The 15306-nt window shown below is 71.7% G+C and carries 15 protein-coding genes; 10 read left to right on the top strand and 5 right to left on the bottom strand.

Annotation, left to right across the window (positions count from 1 at the left end; all coding sequences use genetic code 11):
- The first annotated feature begins 179 nt into the window (after positions 1-179).
- A complete protein-coding gene (locus tag ACK1X7_RS03040; protein ID WP_385147644.1) occupies positions 180-998 on the top strand; it encodes a prephenate dehydrogenase in 819 nt (272 codons plus the stop codon).
- 8 nt (positions 999-1006) lie between these two features.
- Here ACK1X7_RS03040 and ACK1X7_RS03035 read toward each other — a convergent pair whose 3' ends face one another.
- Together ACK1X7_RS03035 and ACK1X7_RS03030 are read right to left on the bottom strand one after the other, a co-directional pair.
- A complete protein-coding gene (locus ACK1X7_RS03035; protein WP_385147641.1) occupies positions 1007-1699 on the bottom strand; it encodes a response regulator in 693 nt (230 codons plus the stop codon).
- Positions 1696-3390, bottom strand: a complete 1695-nt coding sequence (locus tag ACK1X7_RS03030; RefSeq protein ID WP_385147638.1) for an ATP-binding protein — start codon at positions 3388-3390, stop codon at positions 1696-1698. Before ACK1X7_RS03030 ends, ACK1X7_RS03035 begins: the two co-directional genes overlap by 4 nt.
- Before the next feature lie 241 nt (positions 3391-3631).
- On the opposite strand from ACK1X7_RS03030, the gene ACK1X7_RS03025 reads away from it, so the two are divergent.
- Genes ACK1X7_RS03025 through ACK1X7_RS03015 form a run of 3 tightly spaced genes read left to right on the top strand, consistent with a single transcriptional unit; the run spans position 3632 to position 6398 of the window.
- Positions 3632-4444: an ABC transporter ATP-binding protein gene (locus ACK1X7_RS03025; protein WP_361507668.1), complete on the top strand. Its 813-nt coding sequence runs from the start codon at positions 3632-3634 to the stop codon at positions 4442-4444.
- A complete protein-coding gene (locus ACK1X7_RS03020) occupies positions 4437-5309 on the top strand; it encodes an ABC transporter permease (RefSeq protein ID WP_216344952.1) in 873 nt (290 codons plus the stop codon). The genes ACK1X7_RS03025 and ACK1X7_RS03020 overlap by 8 nt, the downstream gene beginning before the upstream one ends.
- Positions 5310-5366: 57 nt before the next feature.
- Positions 5367-6398, top strand: a complete 1032-nt coding sequence (locus ACK1X7_RS03015) for an ABC transporter substrate-binding protein (protein WP_385147635.1) — start codon at positions 5367-5369, stop codon at positions 6396-6398.
- 69 nt (positions 6399-6467) lie between these two features.
- Here ACK1X7_RS03015 and ACK1X7_RS03010 read toward each other — a convergent pair whose 3' ends face one another.
- On the bottom strand, positions 6468-7580 hold the full coding sequence (locus ACK1X7_RS03010) for an MGDG synthase family glycosyltransferase (protein ID WP_390794360.1): 1113 nt from the start codon (positions 7578-7580) through the stop codon (positions 6468-6470).
- 135 nt (positions 7581-7715) lie between these two features.
- Here ACK1X7_RS03010 and ACK1X7_RS03005 point away from each other — a divergent pair, with 135 nt between their 5' ends.
- The 3 genes from ACK1X7_RS03005 to ACK1X7_RS02995 are packed head-to-tail and all read left to right on the top strand — an operon-like array spanning position 7716 to position 10221.
- Entirely contained in the window at positions 7716-8534 is an 819-nt protein-coding gene (locus tag ACK1X7_RS03005; protein WP_390794359.1) for an SDR family NAD(P)-dependent oxidoreductase, read from the top strand.
- A gap of 5 nt (positions 8535-8539) precedes the next feature.
- Positions 8540-9493, top strand: a complete 954-nt coding sequence (locus tag ACK1X7_RS03000; RefSeq protein WP_413114599.1) for a DMT family transporter — start codon at positions 8540-8542, stop codon at positions 9491-9493.
- Complete coding sequence (locus ACK1X7_RS02995; protein ID WP_385147624.1) at positions 9490-10221, top strand: polysaccharide deacetylase family protein; 732 nt, start codon at positions 9490-9492, stop codon at positions 10219-10221. The genes ACK1X7_RS03000 and ACK1X7_RS02995 overlap by 4 nt, the downstream gene beginning before the upstream one ends.
- A gap of 2 nt (positions 10222-10223) precedes the next feature.
- On the opposite strand, the gene ACK1X7_RS02990 is transcribed toward ACK1X7_RS02995, so the two are convergent.
- Together ACK1X7_RS02990 and ACK1X7_RS02985 are read right to left on the bottom strand one after the other, a co-directional pair.
- Positions 10224-11693 carry a class II fumarate hydratase gene (locus tag ACK1X7_RS02990; RefSeq protein ID WP_413114598.1) on the bottom strand — a complete coding sequence of 490 codons (1470 nt, stop codon included), beginning with the start codon at positions 11691-11693 and terminating at the stop codon, positions 10224-10226.
- Between the two features lie 175 nt (positions 11694-11868).
- Positions 11869-12819 (bottom strand): anti-sigma factor RsbA family regulatory protein, encoded by a 951-nt coding sequence (locus tag ACK1X7_RS02985; RefSeq protein WP_385147618.1) that lies wholly within the window; start codon positions 12817-12819, stop codon positions 11869-11871.
- 154 nt (positions 12820-12973) lie between these two features.
- Here ACK1X7_RS02985 and ACK1X7_RS02980 point away from each other — a divergent pair, with 154 nt between their 5' ends.
- The 3 genes from ACK1X7_RS02980 to ACK1X7_RS02970 all read left to right on the top strand — a co-directional run bounded on the left by ACK1X7_RS02980 (position 12974) and on the right by ACK1X7_RS02970 (position 15289).
- Positions 12974-13855: an alpha/beta fold hydrolase gene (locus tag ACK1X7_RS02980; protein ID WP_413114597.1), complete on the top strand. Its 882-nt coding sequence runs from the start codon at positions 12974-12976 to the stop codon at positions 13853-13855.
- 221 nt (positions 13856-14076) lie between these two features.
- Complete coding sequence (locus ACK1X7_RS02975; protein ID WP_078638415.1) at positions 14077-14400, top strand: hypothetical protein; 324 nt, start codon at positions 14077-14079, stop codon at positions 14398-14400.
- 52 nt (positions 14401-14452) lie between these two features.
- A complete protein-coding gene (locus ACK1X7_RS02970) occupies positions 14453-15289 on the top strand; it encodes an SAM-dependent methyltransferase (protein ID WP_385147614.1) in 837 nt (278 codons plus the stop codon).
- Positions 15290-15306 lie beyond the last annotated feature (17 nt).

The following is a 15306-nucleotide window of genomic DNA, read 5'->3' as shown; positions in this document are numbered from 1 at the left end:
ATCGGCGGTGCGGGCGCGGTGTGACAGGCGTGTGTTTTCACCGAAAGTTGGCTTCTCAAGGGGGGCAGAGACACGTGTGGTTGTTTTGCGTAGTGGCACACAGGGCACCGCACCGTCTGAACAGCAGGCATAATCACTGCTGCGATGGGCGCAGACGCCCAGAAAGGGGACGAAGTGAAGTGAACGCGTTGAGCGCGGACAGCAGTGTGGGTTCGACCATTGAGGTACTGGAGGCCGAACTCCCCCAACTCCAGAAGCAACAGGAGGCACTCAAGGGTGATTTGGAGGCCGTCACCAAGCGGCTGGAGGCGGTCAGCACCGCCCTGAGCAGCTTGCAGACGCTCTCCATCGCCACGGTGTCGGAGCAGGCCGTGGACAGCGCCCCGGTGGCGGTGGCCAAGCCCGTGGCCGAGGCCGCCCCGGCCGAGCCGGCCGCGGAGCCGGCCACCGAGGCCACGGCCGAGGCCGAGCCGGAGACCGCCGAGGACACGGCCTCCACCGGCCGTACCTCCGCCGCCACGCGCAAGGCCGCCATCGGCCGTCAGCGCAGCAGGGGCAAGGCGGCCAAGGCGCCGGCCACCGGACGGGCCACCAAGGCGGCGGGCAAGAAGACCGCCGCCAAGAAGACCGCGGCGAAGGCCGTGGCGAAGGCTCCGAAGGCCACCAAGGCCACGGTGAAGGCCACTGCCAAGGCCACCACCAAGGCCGCGGCGAAGCCCGCCAAGGCCACCAAGGCCGCCGCCGAGAAGCCGGCGGAGAAGGCCACCAAGGAGACGGTCGCCACCTCCGAGCGCTCCACGGGGCTCGCCGACAGCGTGCTGGCCGCGCTGCGCAAGGCCGGCCGTCCCATGCGGGCCTCCGAGGTCAACGATGCCCTGGGCCGCGACGAGACCCGCACCAATGTGAACTCGGTGCGCAACACCCTCGAGCGGCTGCGCTCCTCGGACCGCGCCCAGCGTTCCGGCCGTGGCCTGTACGAGGCCACGGCCACAAGCTGAAGGTGCCGTCAGTTCACCGCCACCCATGTGTAGCGGTGTTCGGGACGGCCGGTGTCCCCGTACTTGAGGGTGAGGCTGATGCGGCCCGCATGTTCGAGGTACTTCAGATAGCGCTGGGCCGTGGAGCGGCTGATACCGGTGCGCTCCGCCACTTCGTGGGCGGAGAGCGGCTGGTCGGCCTGGTCCAGGACCCGCCGTATGAGGTCGACGGTGGGCGCGGAGTGGCCTTTGGGGAGGGCGGGGCCGGACGTGTCGGCGGCTGCGAAGGCGCCGAAGATCCGGTCCACCCTCTCCTGGCCGGTCTCGCCGCGCCCGCCGACGCCCTCGAGGGTGCGGCGCAGCCCCGCGTAGCCGTCCAGCTTGGCCCGTAGCCCGGCGAAGCTGAACGGCTTGACCAGGTACTGGAGTGCGCCATGGCGCATGGCGGCCTGGACGGTGGCCACATCACAGGCGGCGGTCACCATGATGACGTCGGCGTGGTGGCCGAGCTGGCGCATCCGCCGCACCAGGGTCAGCCCGGTCTCGTCCGGCAGATAGTGGTCGAGCAGCACGAGGTCGACCGGGTTGCGTTCGAGGGTCGCGAGGGCCTGGGCGGCGGTATGGGCGCGGGCGATGACCCGGTAGCCGGGCACCTGGGCCACATACGCGGCGTTGATCTCGGCGACGTGGAAGTCGTCGTCCACGACAAGAACGTCAATCATCGTGACTCTCCTGCTGCGGTGAACTCATGAGTGGGTGTGTCCTCCCCGGTGAGGGCCTCGGGCAGGACGACGGTGAACACCGCCCCGCCACCCGCCCGGGCGGTGACCCGGGCCATGCCCCCGTACCGCTCGGCCAGCCGCCGTACCAGGGCCAGTCCGATGCCCCGGCCGCGCGGCGACACCATGGCGAACCCCTCGTGGGCGTGGGCGTGGGGCCGGGCGTCCGGGAAGCCGGGATGGGCGGGCCCCTTGGTGGACCAGCCCTCGGTGAAGATCTGTTCGCGCATCCCCGGTGGCACCCCCGGACCGGTGTCGCTCACCCGCAGTACGGCCGTGGTGCCCTCGGCCCTCAACTCGACCTCGATGAACGGGGTGGGGGAGGGGTGTGCGGCCACCGCGTCCAGCGCGTTGTCGATGAGGTTGCCGAGCACGGTCACCAGATCGCGCGGATCGACCACCCGCCCGGGCAGCAGGGTCGCGGGCGAGATGCGCAGCGCCACGCCGCGCTCGGCCACGATGGCCGACTTGCCGACCAGCAGCGCCGACAGCAGCGGATCATGTACCCGTTCGGAGATCTGCTCGGCCGAGGCCCGCCGGGCATTGGTGAGCTCGGCCACGAACTGTGCCGCGCGCTCGTGCAGCCCCAGCTCCAGCAGCCCCAGCAGGGTGTGCAGCCGGTTGGCGTGTTCGTGGTCCTGGGCGCGCAGCGCGTCCAGCAGCCCGCGGGTGCTGTCCAGCTCGCGGCCCAGCAACTCCAGCTCGGTGCGGTCGCGCAGGGTCGCCACCGCCCCGCCGTCCTCGGTCGGCATGCGGTTGGCCACCAGCACCCGGGCGCCGCTGACCGTCAGCAGATCCGCCCCGTCGACCCGACCCGCCAGCACATCGGTGGTACGGCCCGGTGGCAGTGACTCCTCCAGGGTGCGGCCGGTGGCGTCCGGGCGGATCCCGAGCAGCCGCCCGGCCTCGTCGTTGATCAGGCGGATCCGGCCGTGCCGGTCGAAGGCCACCACGCCTTCGCGGATGCCGTGCAGCATCGCCTCCCGCTCGTCCAGCAGCGCCGAGATGTCGGCGAACGCGACACCGTGCGTACGGCGGCGCAGGTGGCGCGAGACGGCGATGGCCGCCAGAACACCCACCCCGAGCGCCGCCCCCGCGTACAGCAGCAGCCGGGGCACCGCCGCCAGCAACTGGTCGCGCACGCTGCCGTAGCCGATGCCCACCGACACCGCCCCGATAAGCCGTCCGTCCCCGGAGCGCAGCGGCACCTTGGCGCGGGCCGAGCGGCCGAGCGTCCCCACGTCGATCTGAAGGACCTCCCGGCCCGAGAGCGCCTCGCCAGGATCGGTGGAGACGTGTTCGCCGATCCGGGCGGTGGTGGTGTGCGACCAGCGCACCCCCCGGGAGTCCATCACCACGATGTACAGCGCCCCGGTGGCCCGGCGGATCCGTTCGGCGGCCCGCTGCACCGGACCCGAGGGGGTGGGGTCGGTGGCGGCGAGGTCCCGCGCGATGTCCGGATCGGCCGCGGTGGTCTGGGCTATGGCGAGCGCCTGGTGCATGGCCTGGTTGTCGATCTCGGAGCTGAGCGGGGCCAGGAACAGCGCGGTCGCCAGCACCATCACACCGGCGGTGATGGAAAGCTGCGCGGCGAGCACCTGGCCGGAGACACGCCGGGGCCATCGGATGCGCATGAGGGGCCCCCTGTCTCCCGCCTCGCTCATGCCGTGTGGTCCCGTGTGCGAGCGGTAGTACTTCGTCCGTTTATCGTGCTGTGAAGGCACCGTAAAGGCGCCCGGGGCGTATGCCCAGTCTCCGTGGCGTTTTCGTTGTCAGGGCGCGAGCAAAACGAGCAGAACGCGGTTTGTGCGCGCAACAGCGGGTTGTGCCCAGAAGGCTGCCGCTGTGGCCCGGGTCACTTCTAGCCTCCCGGCCATGAGCAGCCACACCAGCCCCGCCATCGAGCTGCGGGGAACGAGCAAGGCGTTCCGGACACCGTCCGGGGCCCTCCACACCGCGGTCAGGGATCTCGACCTGACGGTTGGGCACGGTGAGTTCGTCGCCGTCGTCGGGCCCACCGGTTGCGGAAAGTCCACGACACTGACGCTGGTCAGCGGGTTGGAGGAGCCCACCGAGGGCGAGGTGCTGGTGGCCGGCGAACCGGTCCGCGGCATCGCCTCCAACGTCGGCTTCGTCTTCCAGCAGGACGCGGTGTTCCCCTGGCGCAGCGTGCTGTCGAATGTGATGGCCGGCCCGCGGTTTCGCGGTGTGCCCAAGCCGGAGGCCAAGGAGCGGGCCCGTGAGTGGCTGGCCCGGGTCGGCCTCTCCTCCTTCGAGGACCGCTATCCGCATCAGCTCTCCGGCGGTCAGCGCAAGCGCGTGGCGCTCGCGGCGACCTTCGTCAACGACCCCGAGATCCTGCTCATGGACGAGCCGTTCTCGGCCCTCGATGTGCAGACCCGTGCGCTGATGTCGGACGAACTGCTGGAGCTGTGGGCGGGGACCGGCGCCTGCGTCGTCTTCGTCACCCACGACCTGGAGGAGTCCATCGCCCTGGCCGACAAGGTCGTCGTGATGACGGCCGGACCGGCCACCGTCAAGGAGGTCTTCGAGATCGATCTGCCCCGGCCCCGCAAGGTCGAGTCGGTGCGGCTGGAGCCGCGGTTCGTGGAGATCTACCGGGAGATCTGGTCCTCGCTCGGCGAAGAGGTCCGCATCACCCGCGAGAGGGGTGCCGTCGATGCCTGAGACCATATCCGCCACGGCCGCGCCCGCCCTCGACAAAACACCCGGCACACGCACCAGGGCCCGGGCACGCGCCGCCCGCAACCGCGCGATCCTCGTCCAGACCAGCCGCGCCCTGGTGCTCCTCGGTGTCATCGGGCTGTGGGAATGGCTGGCCCGCGCCGCCGTCATCGACCCGTTCAACTTCTCGATGCCCTCCAAGATCTGGGACCAGCTCAAGCAGTGGGCGCTGCACGGCACCGCGCAGGGCTCGCTGTGGGAGCAGATCTGGTACACGCTCTACGAGGCACTCCTGGGCTGGGGCATCGGCGTCGTGGCCGGTGTGGTCCTGGGGATCGCGTTCGGCCGGGTCGCCTTCCTGGCCGATGTGCTCGGCCCGTACATCAAGGTGCTCAACGCGCTGCCGCGTATCGTCCTCGCGCCCATCTTCCTGATCTGGTTCGGCCTCGGCCCGGCCTCGAAGGTCGCCTCGGCCGTCGTCCTGGTCTTCTTCCCCGTCTTCTTCAACGCCTTCCAGGGCGCCCGGGAGGTCGACCGCAACCTGGTGGCCAACTCCCGGATCCTCGGCGCGAGCAACCGCCAGGTCACCCTCCAGGTGGTCATTCCCTCCGCCACCTCGTGGATCTTCACCAGCCTCCATGTCAGCTTCGGCTTTGCCCTCATCGGCGCCATCGTCGGCGAGTACATCGGCGCCACCAAGGGGCTCGGCCTGCTGGTGTCCTCCTCGCAGGGCACCTTCAACGCCGCCGGTGTGTACGCCGCCATGGTGATCCTCGCCGTGGTGGCCCTGCTCGCCGAGGGGCTGCTGACCTTCCTGGAGAAGCGGCTCTTCCGCTGGAAGCCCGCCCAGCCCGGCGAAGACCGCTGAGCCCCCGCCTCCTTTTTCCTCCCTCTCCGCTCATCACCGCTCACAAGGACGTGACCCATGCGCAGCAGTGCCAAGTTCTCCGCGGCCGCGGTCGCCGCGGCGCTCGCTCTGACCACCCTCACCGCCTGCGGAGGTGACTCCAGCGCCTCCGGCGGCGAGAACGGCAAGGTCAAGATCATGGTGGGTGGCCTGGACAAGGTCATCTACATGCCCGCGATGCTCACCCAGCGGCTCGGCTACTTCAAGGCGGAGGGCCTCGAGGTCCAGTTGCTCACCGAGCCCGCCGGGGTGCAGGCCACCACCTCGCTGATCGCGGGCGATGTCCAGGGTGTCGTCGGCTTCTACGACCACACCCTCGATCTACAGGTCAAGGGCAAGCAGGTGGAGTCCGTCGTCCAGCTCGCCCAGGCCCCCGGTGAGGTCGAGGTGGTCTCCAACAAGGCGGCGGGCGAGATGAAGTCCCCCAAGGACTTCAAGGGCAAGAAGCTCGGTGTCACCGGTCTGGGCTCCTCCACGGACTTCCTGACCAAGTACCTCGCGGTCGACGGCGGCGTGAAGACCAGCGAGTTCACCCCGGTGGCGGTCGGCGCGGGACAGACCTTCATCTCGGCCCTGAAGCAGGGCTCCATCCAGGGCGGTATGACGACCGATCCCACGGTCGCCCAGATCGTGGACCAGAAGATCGGCAAGGTCCTGATCGACATGCGCACACCCGAGGGATCCAAGCAGGCGCTCGGCGGTCTGTACCCCTCCTCCTCGCTCTACATGAACACCGACTGGGTGAACGGCCACAAGGACACGGTGCAGAAGCTGGCCAACGCCTTCGTGAAGACCCTGAAGTGGATGTCCACCCACTCGGCCGAGGACATCGCCGCCAAGATGCCGAGCGACTACGCGCAGGGCGGTGCGAAGCTCTACGCGGAGGCCATCAAGAGCACTCTGCCGATGTTCACCAAGGACGGGGTGATGCCGGCGGACGGTCCGGCGACGGTCGAGCGCGTCCTCAAGGCGTTCAACCCCAACCTGAAGAACGCCACGGTGGACCTGAAGAAGACGTACACCACCGAGTTCGTCAAGAAGGCGGGCTAGGGGCCCGAGGGCCGAAACCGAGGGCCGAAACCCGCTGGGGTCCTCGGAGCGGCCCAGCCTTCGAAGAGCTCAGCCCGACGCCGCCGTCCGCGCGACCGCCCCGGTCAGCCGGACGGCGGCGTCGTCGGCGAACAGCCGACGGCCCGTCGCGATACGGCGCTCGCGCCACGCGGAGGGCTCGGTGAGCGCGTCGAGCAGCCGCACCAGCTCCCACGAGTCCCGGGCATGGTCCGAGAGCCCCAGCGCGGCCATCCGCCGGACGCCCTCGCGGCCGTGGCCCGGGATGGGGCGGTAGCCGATCACGGGCACTCCGGTGGCCAGTGCCTCCAGCGCGGTCTGACCGGCCGCGTTGTCCACCACGGCCCGCACCGCGGCCAGCAGACCGGGCATGTCCCGCTCCCAGCCGAAGGCGGCCACCTCCGGCCGGCGCGACAGCTCGGCGCGCAGCCGTTCGTCCCGGCCGCACAGCACCACCGGCAGATACCCCGCCCCGGCCACCAGCCGCGCCGTGTCCACCACCCGTGTCCCGGCGCCCCACGCCCCCACGGACAGCAGCACCGGCGGCCTCCCGGGCGCGAGCGCGCACAGGTGCCCCCGCCACCGCGCCGCCCCGGGCGCCGGGGCGAAGAAGCGCGGCGCCACCACGGGTCCGGTGGCCACCGATGGACGGCCCAGCGCCCGGCGCACCGTGTCCGCGGCCTCCGGGGTGACACACAGATGCAGATCGTTGCCCGGGTGCAGCCACTGGCGGTGCACCGCGAAATCGGTCACCACGACCGCGCTGGGCACCCCCAGGGCCCCGCGCGCCCGAAGCCTCCCCGTCAGTTGCGCGGCCAGATGGAACACCGGGACGACCACATCCGGCCGCTCCCGCTCCACCAGGGCCAGCAGCCGGTTCTCGGCGAGCGCGGCCAGCGGGGCGCTGCCCGGCCGGGGGCCCCTGCCGGGGCGGAAGAACGCCCGGTAGATGCCCTCGTACACCACCGGGGCACGGCGGATGGTCGTCCGGTAGAGCGAACGCAGCCCCGCCCCGATCCGGTGTGGCAGCAACTCCAGCACATCCACCCGGCCGGCCCCCTGGCCCAGCTTCTCCAGCCTGCGCACCAGCTCGGCGGCGACCGCGTCGTGCCCGGCCCCCATCCCGGCGCTCACAACGAGGAAACGTGCCGACGGCTGGTGCATGACCACCTCCGATGGTGCGAGGCGCGGCTCCTCATGGCTCACTGGAGGTATCCGCTCCGCACGCCGTCAAACCGCGCGCTCGACGGCCGGTGACCCAGGGCCAGCGGCCGGTCGGCGGCGAGACAGGGAGATGCCATGATCCGCCCCCTCCCGGACGCACCGCTCGATCGCGGCCACGTGCGGGACACCGGGTACGCCGACACCACCGGGACCAGGGTCGCGCTGGTGACCGGTGCCTCTTCGGGTATCGGCGCCGCCATCGCCGACCGGATCGCGGCCGAGGGCGGCTGGCGGCTGCTGGTCAGCGGCCGCCACCGGGAACGGCTCGACCACGTGGCCGCCAGGACATCGGCCCTCGCCTTCCCCGTCGACCTGGCGGCGCCGGAGGGCCCGGAGGCGCTCGTCCAGGACGCCCTCCGTGCCGCCGGACGGGTGGATCTGCTGGTCGCGGGGGCGGGCGTGGGCTGGGCCGGCCCCTTCGCCACCATGCCGCCCGCCGCCATCGACCAGGTGGTCCGCGTCGATCTGCTCGCCGCGATGCGCCTGGTGCGCATGGTCGTCCCCCGGATGGAGGCCGAGCGGCGGGGACACATCGTGCTGATCGGCTCGGTGGCCGGGACCGTCGGGGTGCGCGGCGAGGCGGTGTACTCCGCGGCCAAGGCGGCGCTCGGCGTGTTCGCCGACGCCCTGCGCTACGAGCTGAGCCGGGCCGGGGTGCGGGTCACCCATGTGGTCCCCGGTGTGGTGGACACCCCGTTCTTCGCCCGGCGGGGTGCCCCGTACGCCCGCCGGCTGCCCCGTCCGCTGCCGCCCGAGCGGGTCGCCGACGCGGTCTGGGAGGCCGTGGAGCGCGGGCGGGACGAGGTGTACGTACCGGCCTGGATGCGGCTGCCCGCGGTGGCCCGCGCCGTGGCCCCCCGGCTGTACCACCGGTTGGCCACACGCTTCGGGTGACCCCGGTGAGCGTCCTGACGGTGTTGCTGGCCCTGCTGTCCGCCCTGGGCAACGGCATGGCCTCGGTACTTCAGCGGCGGGCCGCGATGGACCAGGTCCGGGAGGAGCGGAGCGCCCCGGGCCCGAAGCGGAACCTGCTGCGGCTGGCGCGTCTGCTGCGCCGCCCGTACTGGCTGGCTGGGCTGGCCGCGATGATGGTGTCGGCGGCGGCGCAGGTGGGCGCGCTGGCGGTCGGGCGACTCTCCGTGGTCCAGCCGCTGCTGGTCAGCGAGCTGCTGTTCACCCTGGTGGTCGGCAGCCTGGTCTTCCACCACCGCCCGGACGGCCGGACCTGGCTGTCGTTCGTGATGCTCGCCGCCGGGCTCGCGCTCTTCCTGGCGGCGGCCGATCCCTCACACGGCGCGACCACGGCGAAGAACGGCGAGTGGCTGCCCGTGGGCGTGGTGGTGGCCATCGCCGTGGGCGTCCTGATCGCGGTGGCCCATGCGCTGCGCGGGCCCGCCCGCGCCGTCGCCCTCGGATGCGCCACCGCCGCCTGTTTCGCCTGTACGGCGGCGCTGATCAAGGAGTTGACCGGGCGGTTCGCCGGCGGGGTGGTGGAGGTGTTCACCGACTGGCCACTGTACGCGGTGTGCGTCGTGGGGCTGCTGAGCTTTCTGCTGTTGCAGAGCACCCTGCGCGCGGGCACCCTGGCCGCCTCGCAGCCCGCGCTCACCCTCGGCGACGCCCTGGTCAGCATCGCGCTGGGCTGGGTGCTGTTCGGCGAGCGCGTCGACCTGGGGCTGCGCATCGTGCCCGAGGTGGCCGGCATCCTGCTGATGGCGGCCGGCATCGTGGGGCTGACCCGCTCGCCCGCCATGTGCGGCGGCTGGGACCAGGTCGTCCCCGAGCCGTCGCGGCAGGCCGGGACCCTCCGCGGACGGCGGAGGAGCCCGGACGGCGGTGAGGGAACACCATGAGCGCGCGCCACCGCTCCGGTGTCCTGGTGCGCGACGCGGCGCTGCTGGCGGCGGCCGCGCATATCGCCCCGGCCGGCACCTGGCTGGCCGGGCCCCGGCGCGCCCTCTTCCCCGCCCTGGCGGGCCGCGGCCGCCGCGACCATGTGGCCCTCACCTTCGACGACGGACCCGATCCGCGCACCACACCGCGCTTTCTCCGGGTGCTGGACGAGTTGGGCGTCCGGGCCACCTTCTTCGTCCTGGGGGACGGGGTGACGCGCTTCCCGCGCACCACTTTGGACATCGTCCGCCGGGGCCATGAGCTGGCTGTCCACGGCTGGACCCACAGCCGCCCCTGGCTGCCCACGGTGTCCCGGGATGTCACGGAGGTCGCCCGCGCCGCCCGCGCGATACGGCTGGCCACCGGCGAGGTACCGCTGTGGTACCGGCCGCCGTACGGCATCCTCACCGGCGGCCGCTGGCTGGCGGCGGCACGGGCCGGGCTCACCCCCGTCCTCTGGTCGGCCTGGGGGCGCGACTGGTCCGCGGACGCCACCGCGCGGTCGGTGTCCGCCGCCGTACGGCGCGATCTGTGCGGCGGTGCCACCGTTCTGCTGCATGACACCGACCGCGCGGCGGCCACCGGCTGCTGGCGCGCCACGCTGGCCGCGCTGCCCGTGATGGTGGCGGAGTGCCGGGCCGCGGGCCTGGAAGTGGGGCCGCTGGCCGAGCACGGGATACGCCGATGAGGTCAGCCGTCCCGGAGGCGGGCCATCTTCCGGGGGTCCACGATGCGGTCGAAATCCTCGGCGCTGATGTGGCCGCTGGCGATGGCCGCCTCGCGCAGGGTCGTCCCCTCGGCGGCGGCCTTGTGGGCGATCTCGCCGGCCTTGTCGTGGCCGATCTTCGGGGACAGCGCGGTGACCAGCGTCAGCGAGCGGGCGAGATGCTCGTCGATCCGCTCCCGGTTCAGCTCGATGCCCTCGACGCAGTATTCGCGCAGCCTCTCGCAGGCGTCGGCGAGGATGCGGGCGGAGTGCAGGAAGTCGCTGATGACCAGCGGCCGCGCCGAGTTGAGCTGGAAGTTGCCCCGGGTGCCCGCGTGCGCGACGGCGCTGTCGTCGGAGAGCACCTGGGTGCACACCATCATCATGGCCTCGCACTGGGTCGGGTTGACCTTGCCGGGCATGCTGGAGCTGCCGGGCTCGTTGGCGGGCAGGGTGAGCTCCCCGAGCCCGGAACGAGGGCCGGAGGCGAGCCAGCGGAGATCGTCGGCGATCTTCATCAGGGGGACGGCGAGGCCCCGCAGCCCGGCGGAGGCGGCCACCATGGTGTCCACACCGCTCTGGGCCGCGAAGGAGTTGGACGCCACCTTGAACGGATGGCCGGTGGCACCGGCGATCTCCCGGGCCACGGCAGGGCCGAACCCCTCGGGGGCGCCCAGCCCGGTGCCGACCGCGGTGCCGCCGATGGCGAGCTGGTACAGATCCGGCAGGGTGGCGCGCAGCCGCTCCAGCGCGTCGGAGAGCTGGGCGGCGTAGCCGGACCACTCCTGTCCCACGGAGAGGGGGACCGCGTCCTGAAGATGGGTGCGGCCGGTCTTGACGACGTCGTACCAGGCGCGGGACTTGGCGGCGATGGCCTCCTGGAGCAGGCTGACCTGCGGCAGCAGGGGGTCGTGCAGGATGCGCACGGCGGCGATGTGCATGGCCGTGGGGAAGGTGTCGTTGGCGGACTGGCCCAGATTGACGTGGTCGTCGGGGTGCACCGGGTCCTTGCTGCCGAGGACGCCGCCGACCAGTTGGATCGCGCGATTGCTGATGACCTCGTTGACGTTCACATTGGTCTGGGTGCCGGAGCCGGCCTGCCACACATACAGCGGGAAGTGGTCGTCCAGCGCACCGGAGATCACCTCGTCGGCCACATGCGCGATCAGATCGGCCCGCCACCCCGCCAGCCGCCCCTCCCGGCCGTTGACCAGCGCGGCGGCCTTCTTGACATAGCCGTAGGCGTGGTAGACCGCCTTGGGCATGCGGTCGTCACCGATCGCGAAGTGGACCAGGGCCCGCTCGGTCTGGGCGCCCCAGTAGCGGTCGGCGGGGACCTCGACGGTCCCCAGCGCGTCCGTCTCCCGCCGGGTGCCGGTGGCGTCGATGCGGGTGGGGAGGTCCCGCACCCTGGGGGTGCCCTGGGCGCCACGACGCCTGTGGGGCGTGTTCATCGCGTGCTCTCCCAGACGGACGGCAGCCCATCCATACGCACACTCCGCATCACGGCTGTTGCACTCCCCGCCAGTGTCGCCCCGCACCGCCCCGGCCGCATCCGGCACCGGCGCCCCGCGGCCCGTCCGCGCGCTTCCGCGGGCGAGGCGACGTGCGTCCGCGGGCGAGGCGACGTCAGATGCGGGTGCGCAGCCGGATGAGGGTGCCGTCCGCGTCGGCCTGCATCTGTACGACATCGCACAGCATGCGCACACCCCACAGCCCGAATCCGGGCTCGGTGTCGGCCGGCGGGGTGAAGCCCCACAGCGCGTCCGGGTACCAGTGGCCGGGCCCGGAGATCTCGCAGACCAGATCGCCGTCATGGACCCAGGTGCTCAGCCGCGCCGGGGCCTCGCCGTGCCGGATCGCGGTGGTGGACACCTCGCTCACGGCCGCGACCATATTGCGCAGCGCGTCATGCCCCATGCCGTGCCGGCCGGCCCGCTCGGCGACGAAGGTGCGCACGGCATCCAGATCGGTCGAGACGATCGACACCGACTCGGCCATGCGCGGGGCGGACGGCAGGGGACGCCGGTCGCAGGTGGCGCTGAACGGGCCGGGGTCGGTGTAGGCGTCGCTCCGCTCCGGCCCATGGCCGTCGATGATCTCGGGGTGGGTCTGGCGCGCGTACGTGAGGATCTCGGGGTGCAGCAGGCGCCGGTCGTAACAGCAGATCGCGCGGGCGCCGGAGTGGGCGAAGGCCGCGTTGACGATCGACTCGTAGCGCGCCCACTCCACCACCTCGAGCGGGGTGCGGCCCTGCCACACGGGTTCGGCGATCACCCGGACCCGGCGCGGCTTCTCGGCCTTCACGAAGGAGTCGTAGGCGGCGATGGTCTTGACCGGGTGCTGGTACCAGCTCAGCGCCTCCTCGAACTGCACCGCCTTGGCGTCCTGCCCCAGCGCGTCCCGCAGCGCGTCGATGTTGGCGGAGGCGGCGACGACGGCCACGGCGTCGTCCGCCTCCAGCCCCTCGCGGAGGAAGGGGACGCAGACGTCGACGACTTCGTCCTCGTCGCGATAGAGGAAGCCGCGATGCATCATGGCATCGCGGTGGTCCGCGACGGGGCTGCTCGGGCTGGTCATCGGGCCTCCCTGGGGCTCGGCCGGCGAAAACACTTCAGGTGCGTCATCGAATTTCCGGACGGTATAGCGCAGTCTGCCACTTCCCCGGCCCCGCGCGCAGCCCGTTCCGGCCATACATGGACGCCATCCTGACGGTGCATTAGCATCCTCGGGCGTGACAGAGCTGAAGAACATCAACGCAAATGGACTTGATTTCGGGTATTTCGAAGCGGGCCCGGCCGACGCCCCATTGGCGCTCTGCTTGCACGGCTTCCCGGACACCGCGCACTCCTGGCGTCATCTGCTTCCCGCGCTCGCGGACGCGGGCTACCACGCCGTCGCGCCCTTTCTGAGGGGCTACGCGCCCTCCGGTATACCGGCCGACGGCGCCTACCAGGCGGGCGCCATCGCCGCCGACGCCAACGCGCTCCACGAGGCATTCGGCGGCGACGGCGACGCCGTGCTCATCGGCCACGACTGGGGCGCCATCGCCACGTACGGCGCCACCGGCAGCGCCCCCGAGCGCTGGCGGCGCGCGGTCACGATGTCGGTGCCCCCGCTGGGCGGGGTGCTGGCCGACTTCTTCGACTATGACTACGGCCAGTTCAAGCGCTCCTTCTACATCTTCCTGTTCCAGACGCCGCTGGCCGAGGCCGGTGCGGCGGCGCACGACATGGCCCTGATCGACGGCCTGTGGCGCGACTGGTCGCCCGGCTACCAGGACGCTGCCGAGGACATCGCGCACGTCAAGGAGAGCCTGCGGGACCCCGCCCATCTCGCCGCCGCGATCGGCTACTACCGGGCCCTGTTCGACCCGTCGCGCCATGTCGCGGCGTACGCGGCCGAGCAGGAGGCCATCACGGCCACCGGGGAGACCCCCATCCTCTATCTGCACGGCACCGACGACGGCTGCATCGGCGCCGATGTCGTCCAAGGGGCCAAGGACCACCTCCCGGCGGGCTCGCGCATGGAACTGGTCGAGGGCACCGGGCACTTCCTCCACCTGGAGGCGCCCGAGCGGATCAACCGGGAGGTGCTGGCCTGGCTCGCCGGGTGACCGGGCGGCCCTGGTCACACGCCTTGCTGCCACATCGCGTGTGACCAGGGCCTCTCCCATGCGGAACGCGATGCGGCCGCGGCGGGGATCTCGACCGGGGCGGAACCGGTCGAGCCGCCGCGGCCGTCGCTTTACCGCCGGTATACCGCCGCTGGTCCGCCCTCTTCCATGCTGGACGCATCGCTACAGCCGCCCGGTAGGGACGCGTCTGGAGAGGGCCTGTGAACGTCGACCAGCAGCATCAGCCTCGCACCGAGGACGAACCCCTCTACGCCTGGAGCACCTTCCAGCTCTGCGGCGGGGTGGAGGGGTCCGGCCCGAGCGGCACCTGCCGGGCCGAACACACCGCTCGCACCTGTCTGGAAGCGGCACTCCAGGCCACCGCGACGCACTCCGGCGCGTACTCCTGGGGGCAGCTCAGCCGGGTGTCCGCCGATGTCGGACTGCCCTTCCACCTATGGGCGCGAGATCCGGTCGCCTGGGCCGAACCGGGGCCCAGCAAGACGGTCACCTGGCGTCCGGGCGCGGCTCCGCATCCGCAGTGATCCGGAACCGTCCGCGGTGAGGCGAGGCAGTGCTATGGGTAAGGGAATCACGATGAAGAGCAGCGGACCCGGGATAGGGCTCCTCAGGACACGGGCGTGGCCCCCGGCCGACCACGGCCGTCTCGCGGTCAGCCAGGCGAATCCGGCCAGGGTCTACAACTTTCTGGTCGGCGGCAAGGACAATTACCTCGCCGATTACGAGCAGGCCCAGCGGTTTCTCGGAGTCGCACCGGAAGTCCGCGACACCGCGCTCTCCAATCGGAGATTCCTGCACCGTGCCGTCCGTCATCTCGCCGCCAATGGAATCAGCCAATTCCTGGATATCGGCGCGGGATTGCCGGCGAACCCGAATGTGCACGAGATCGCCCAGGCCGTGAATCCCCGGGCCCGAGTGGTCTACGCCGACAACGACCCCATCGTGGCCAGCCACGGCCAGGCCCGTCTCTCCGTCTCCGGCACCACCATGGTCAGGGCCGATGTCCGCTCGCCCGACGATCTCCTCGGCCATGAGGAGCTGCGGCGGCTGCTCGACCCCGCGCAGCCGGTCGCGATCGTGCTGACGCTCGTCCTCGACTACATCGAGGACCTGGAGAACCCCATCGGCATCGTGCGCCGGCTCATGGACTGGGCCGCGCCGGGGAGCTGTCTGGTCCTCTCCCACGCCACCGGTGACTTCACCATCGACACCGACCGGGAATGGGAGGTCATCAGCTTCGGGGACCCGGTCAGGCTGGTCGCCCGCGACCGTGCCGGGATCATGGAGTTCTTCACCGGCCTCGAGCTGCTCGACCCGGGCCTGGTGCAACTGCCCTCCTGGCGCCCGGGCATCGGCGCCGAGTCCGACCCGAGCCGGGTGTGGGCCTACGGCGGGGTGGCCCGCAAGCCGTAACCCCGCCCCTGCCGTAC

The organism is Streptomyces sp. CY-1, from assembly GCF_047218265.1.
In the GTDB taxonomy this organism is placed as follows: Bacteria; Actinomycetota; Actinomycetes; order Streptomycetales; family Streptomycetaceae; genus Streptomyces; species Streptomyces niphimycinicus.
Note: the sequence above shows the minus strand (reverse complement) of the source record. Positions and strands in the feature narration are given on the sequence as shown.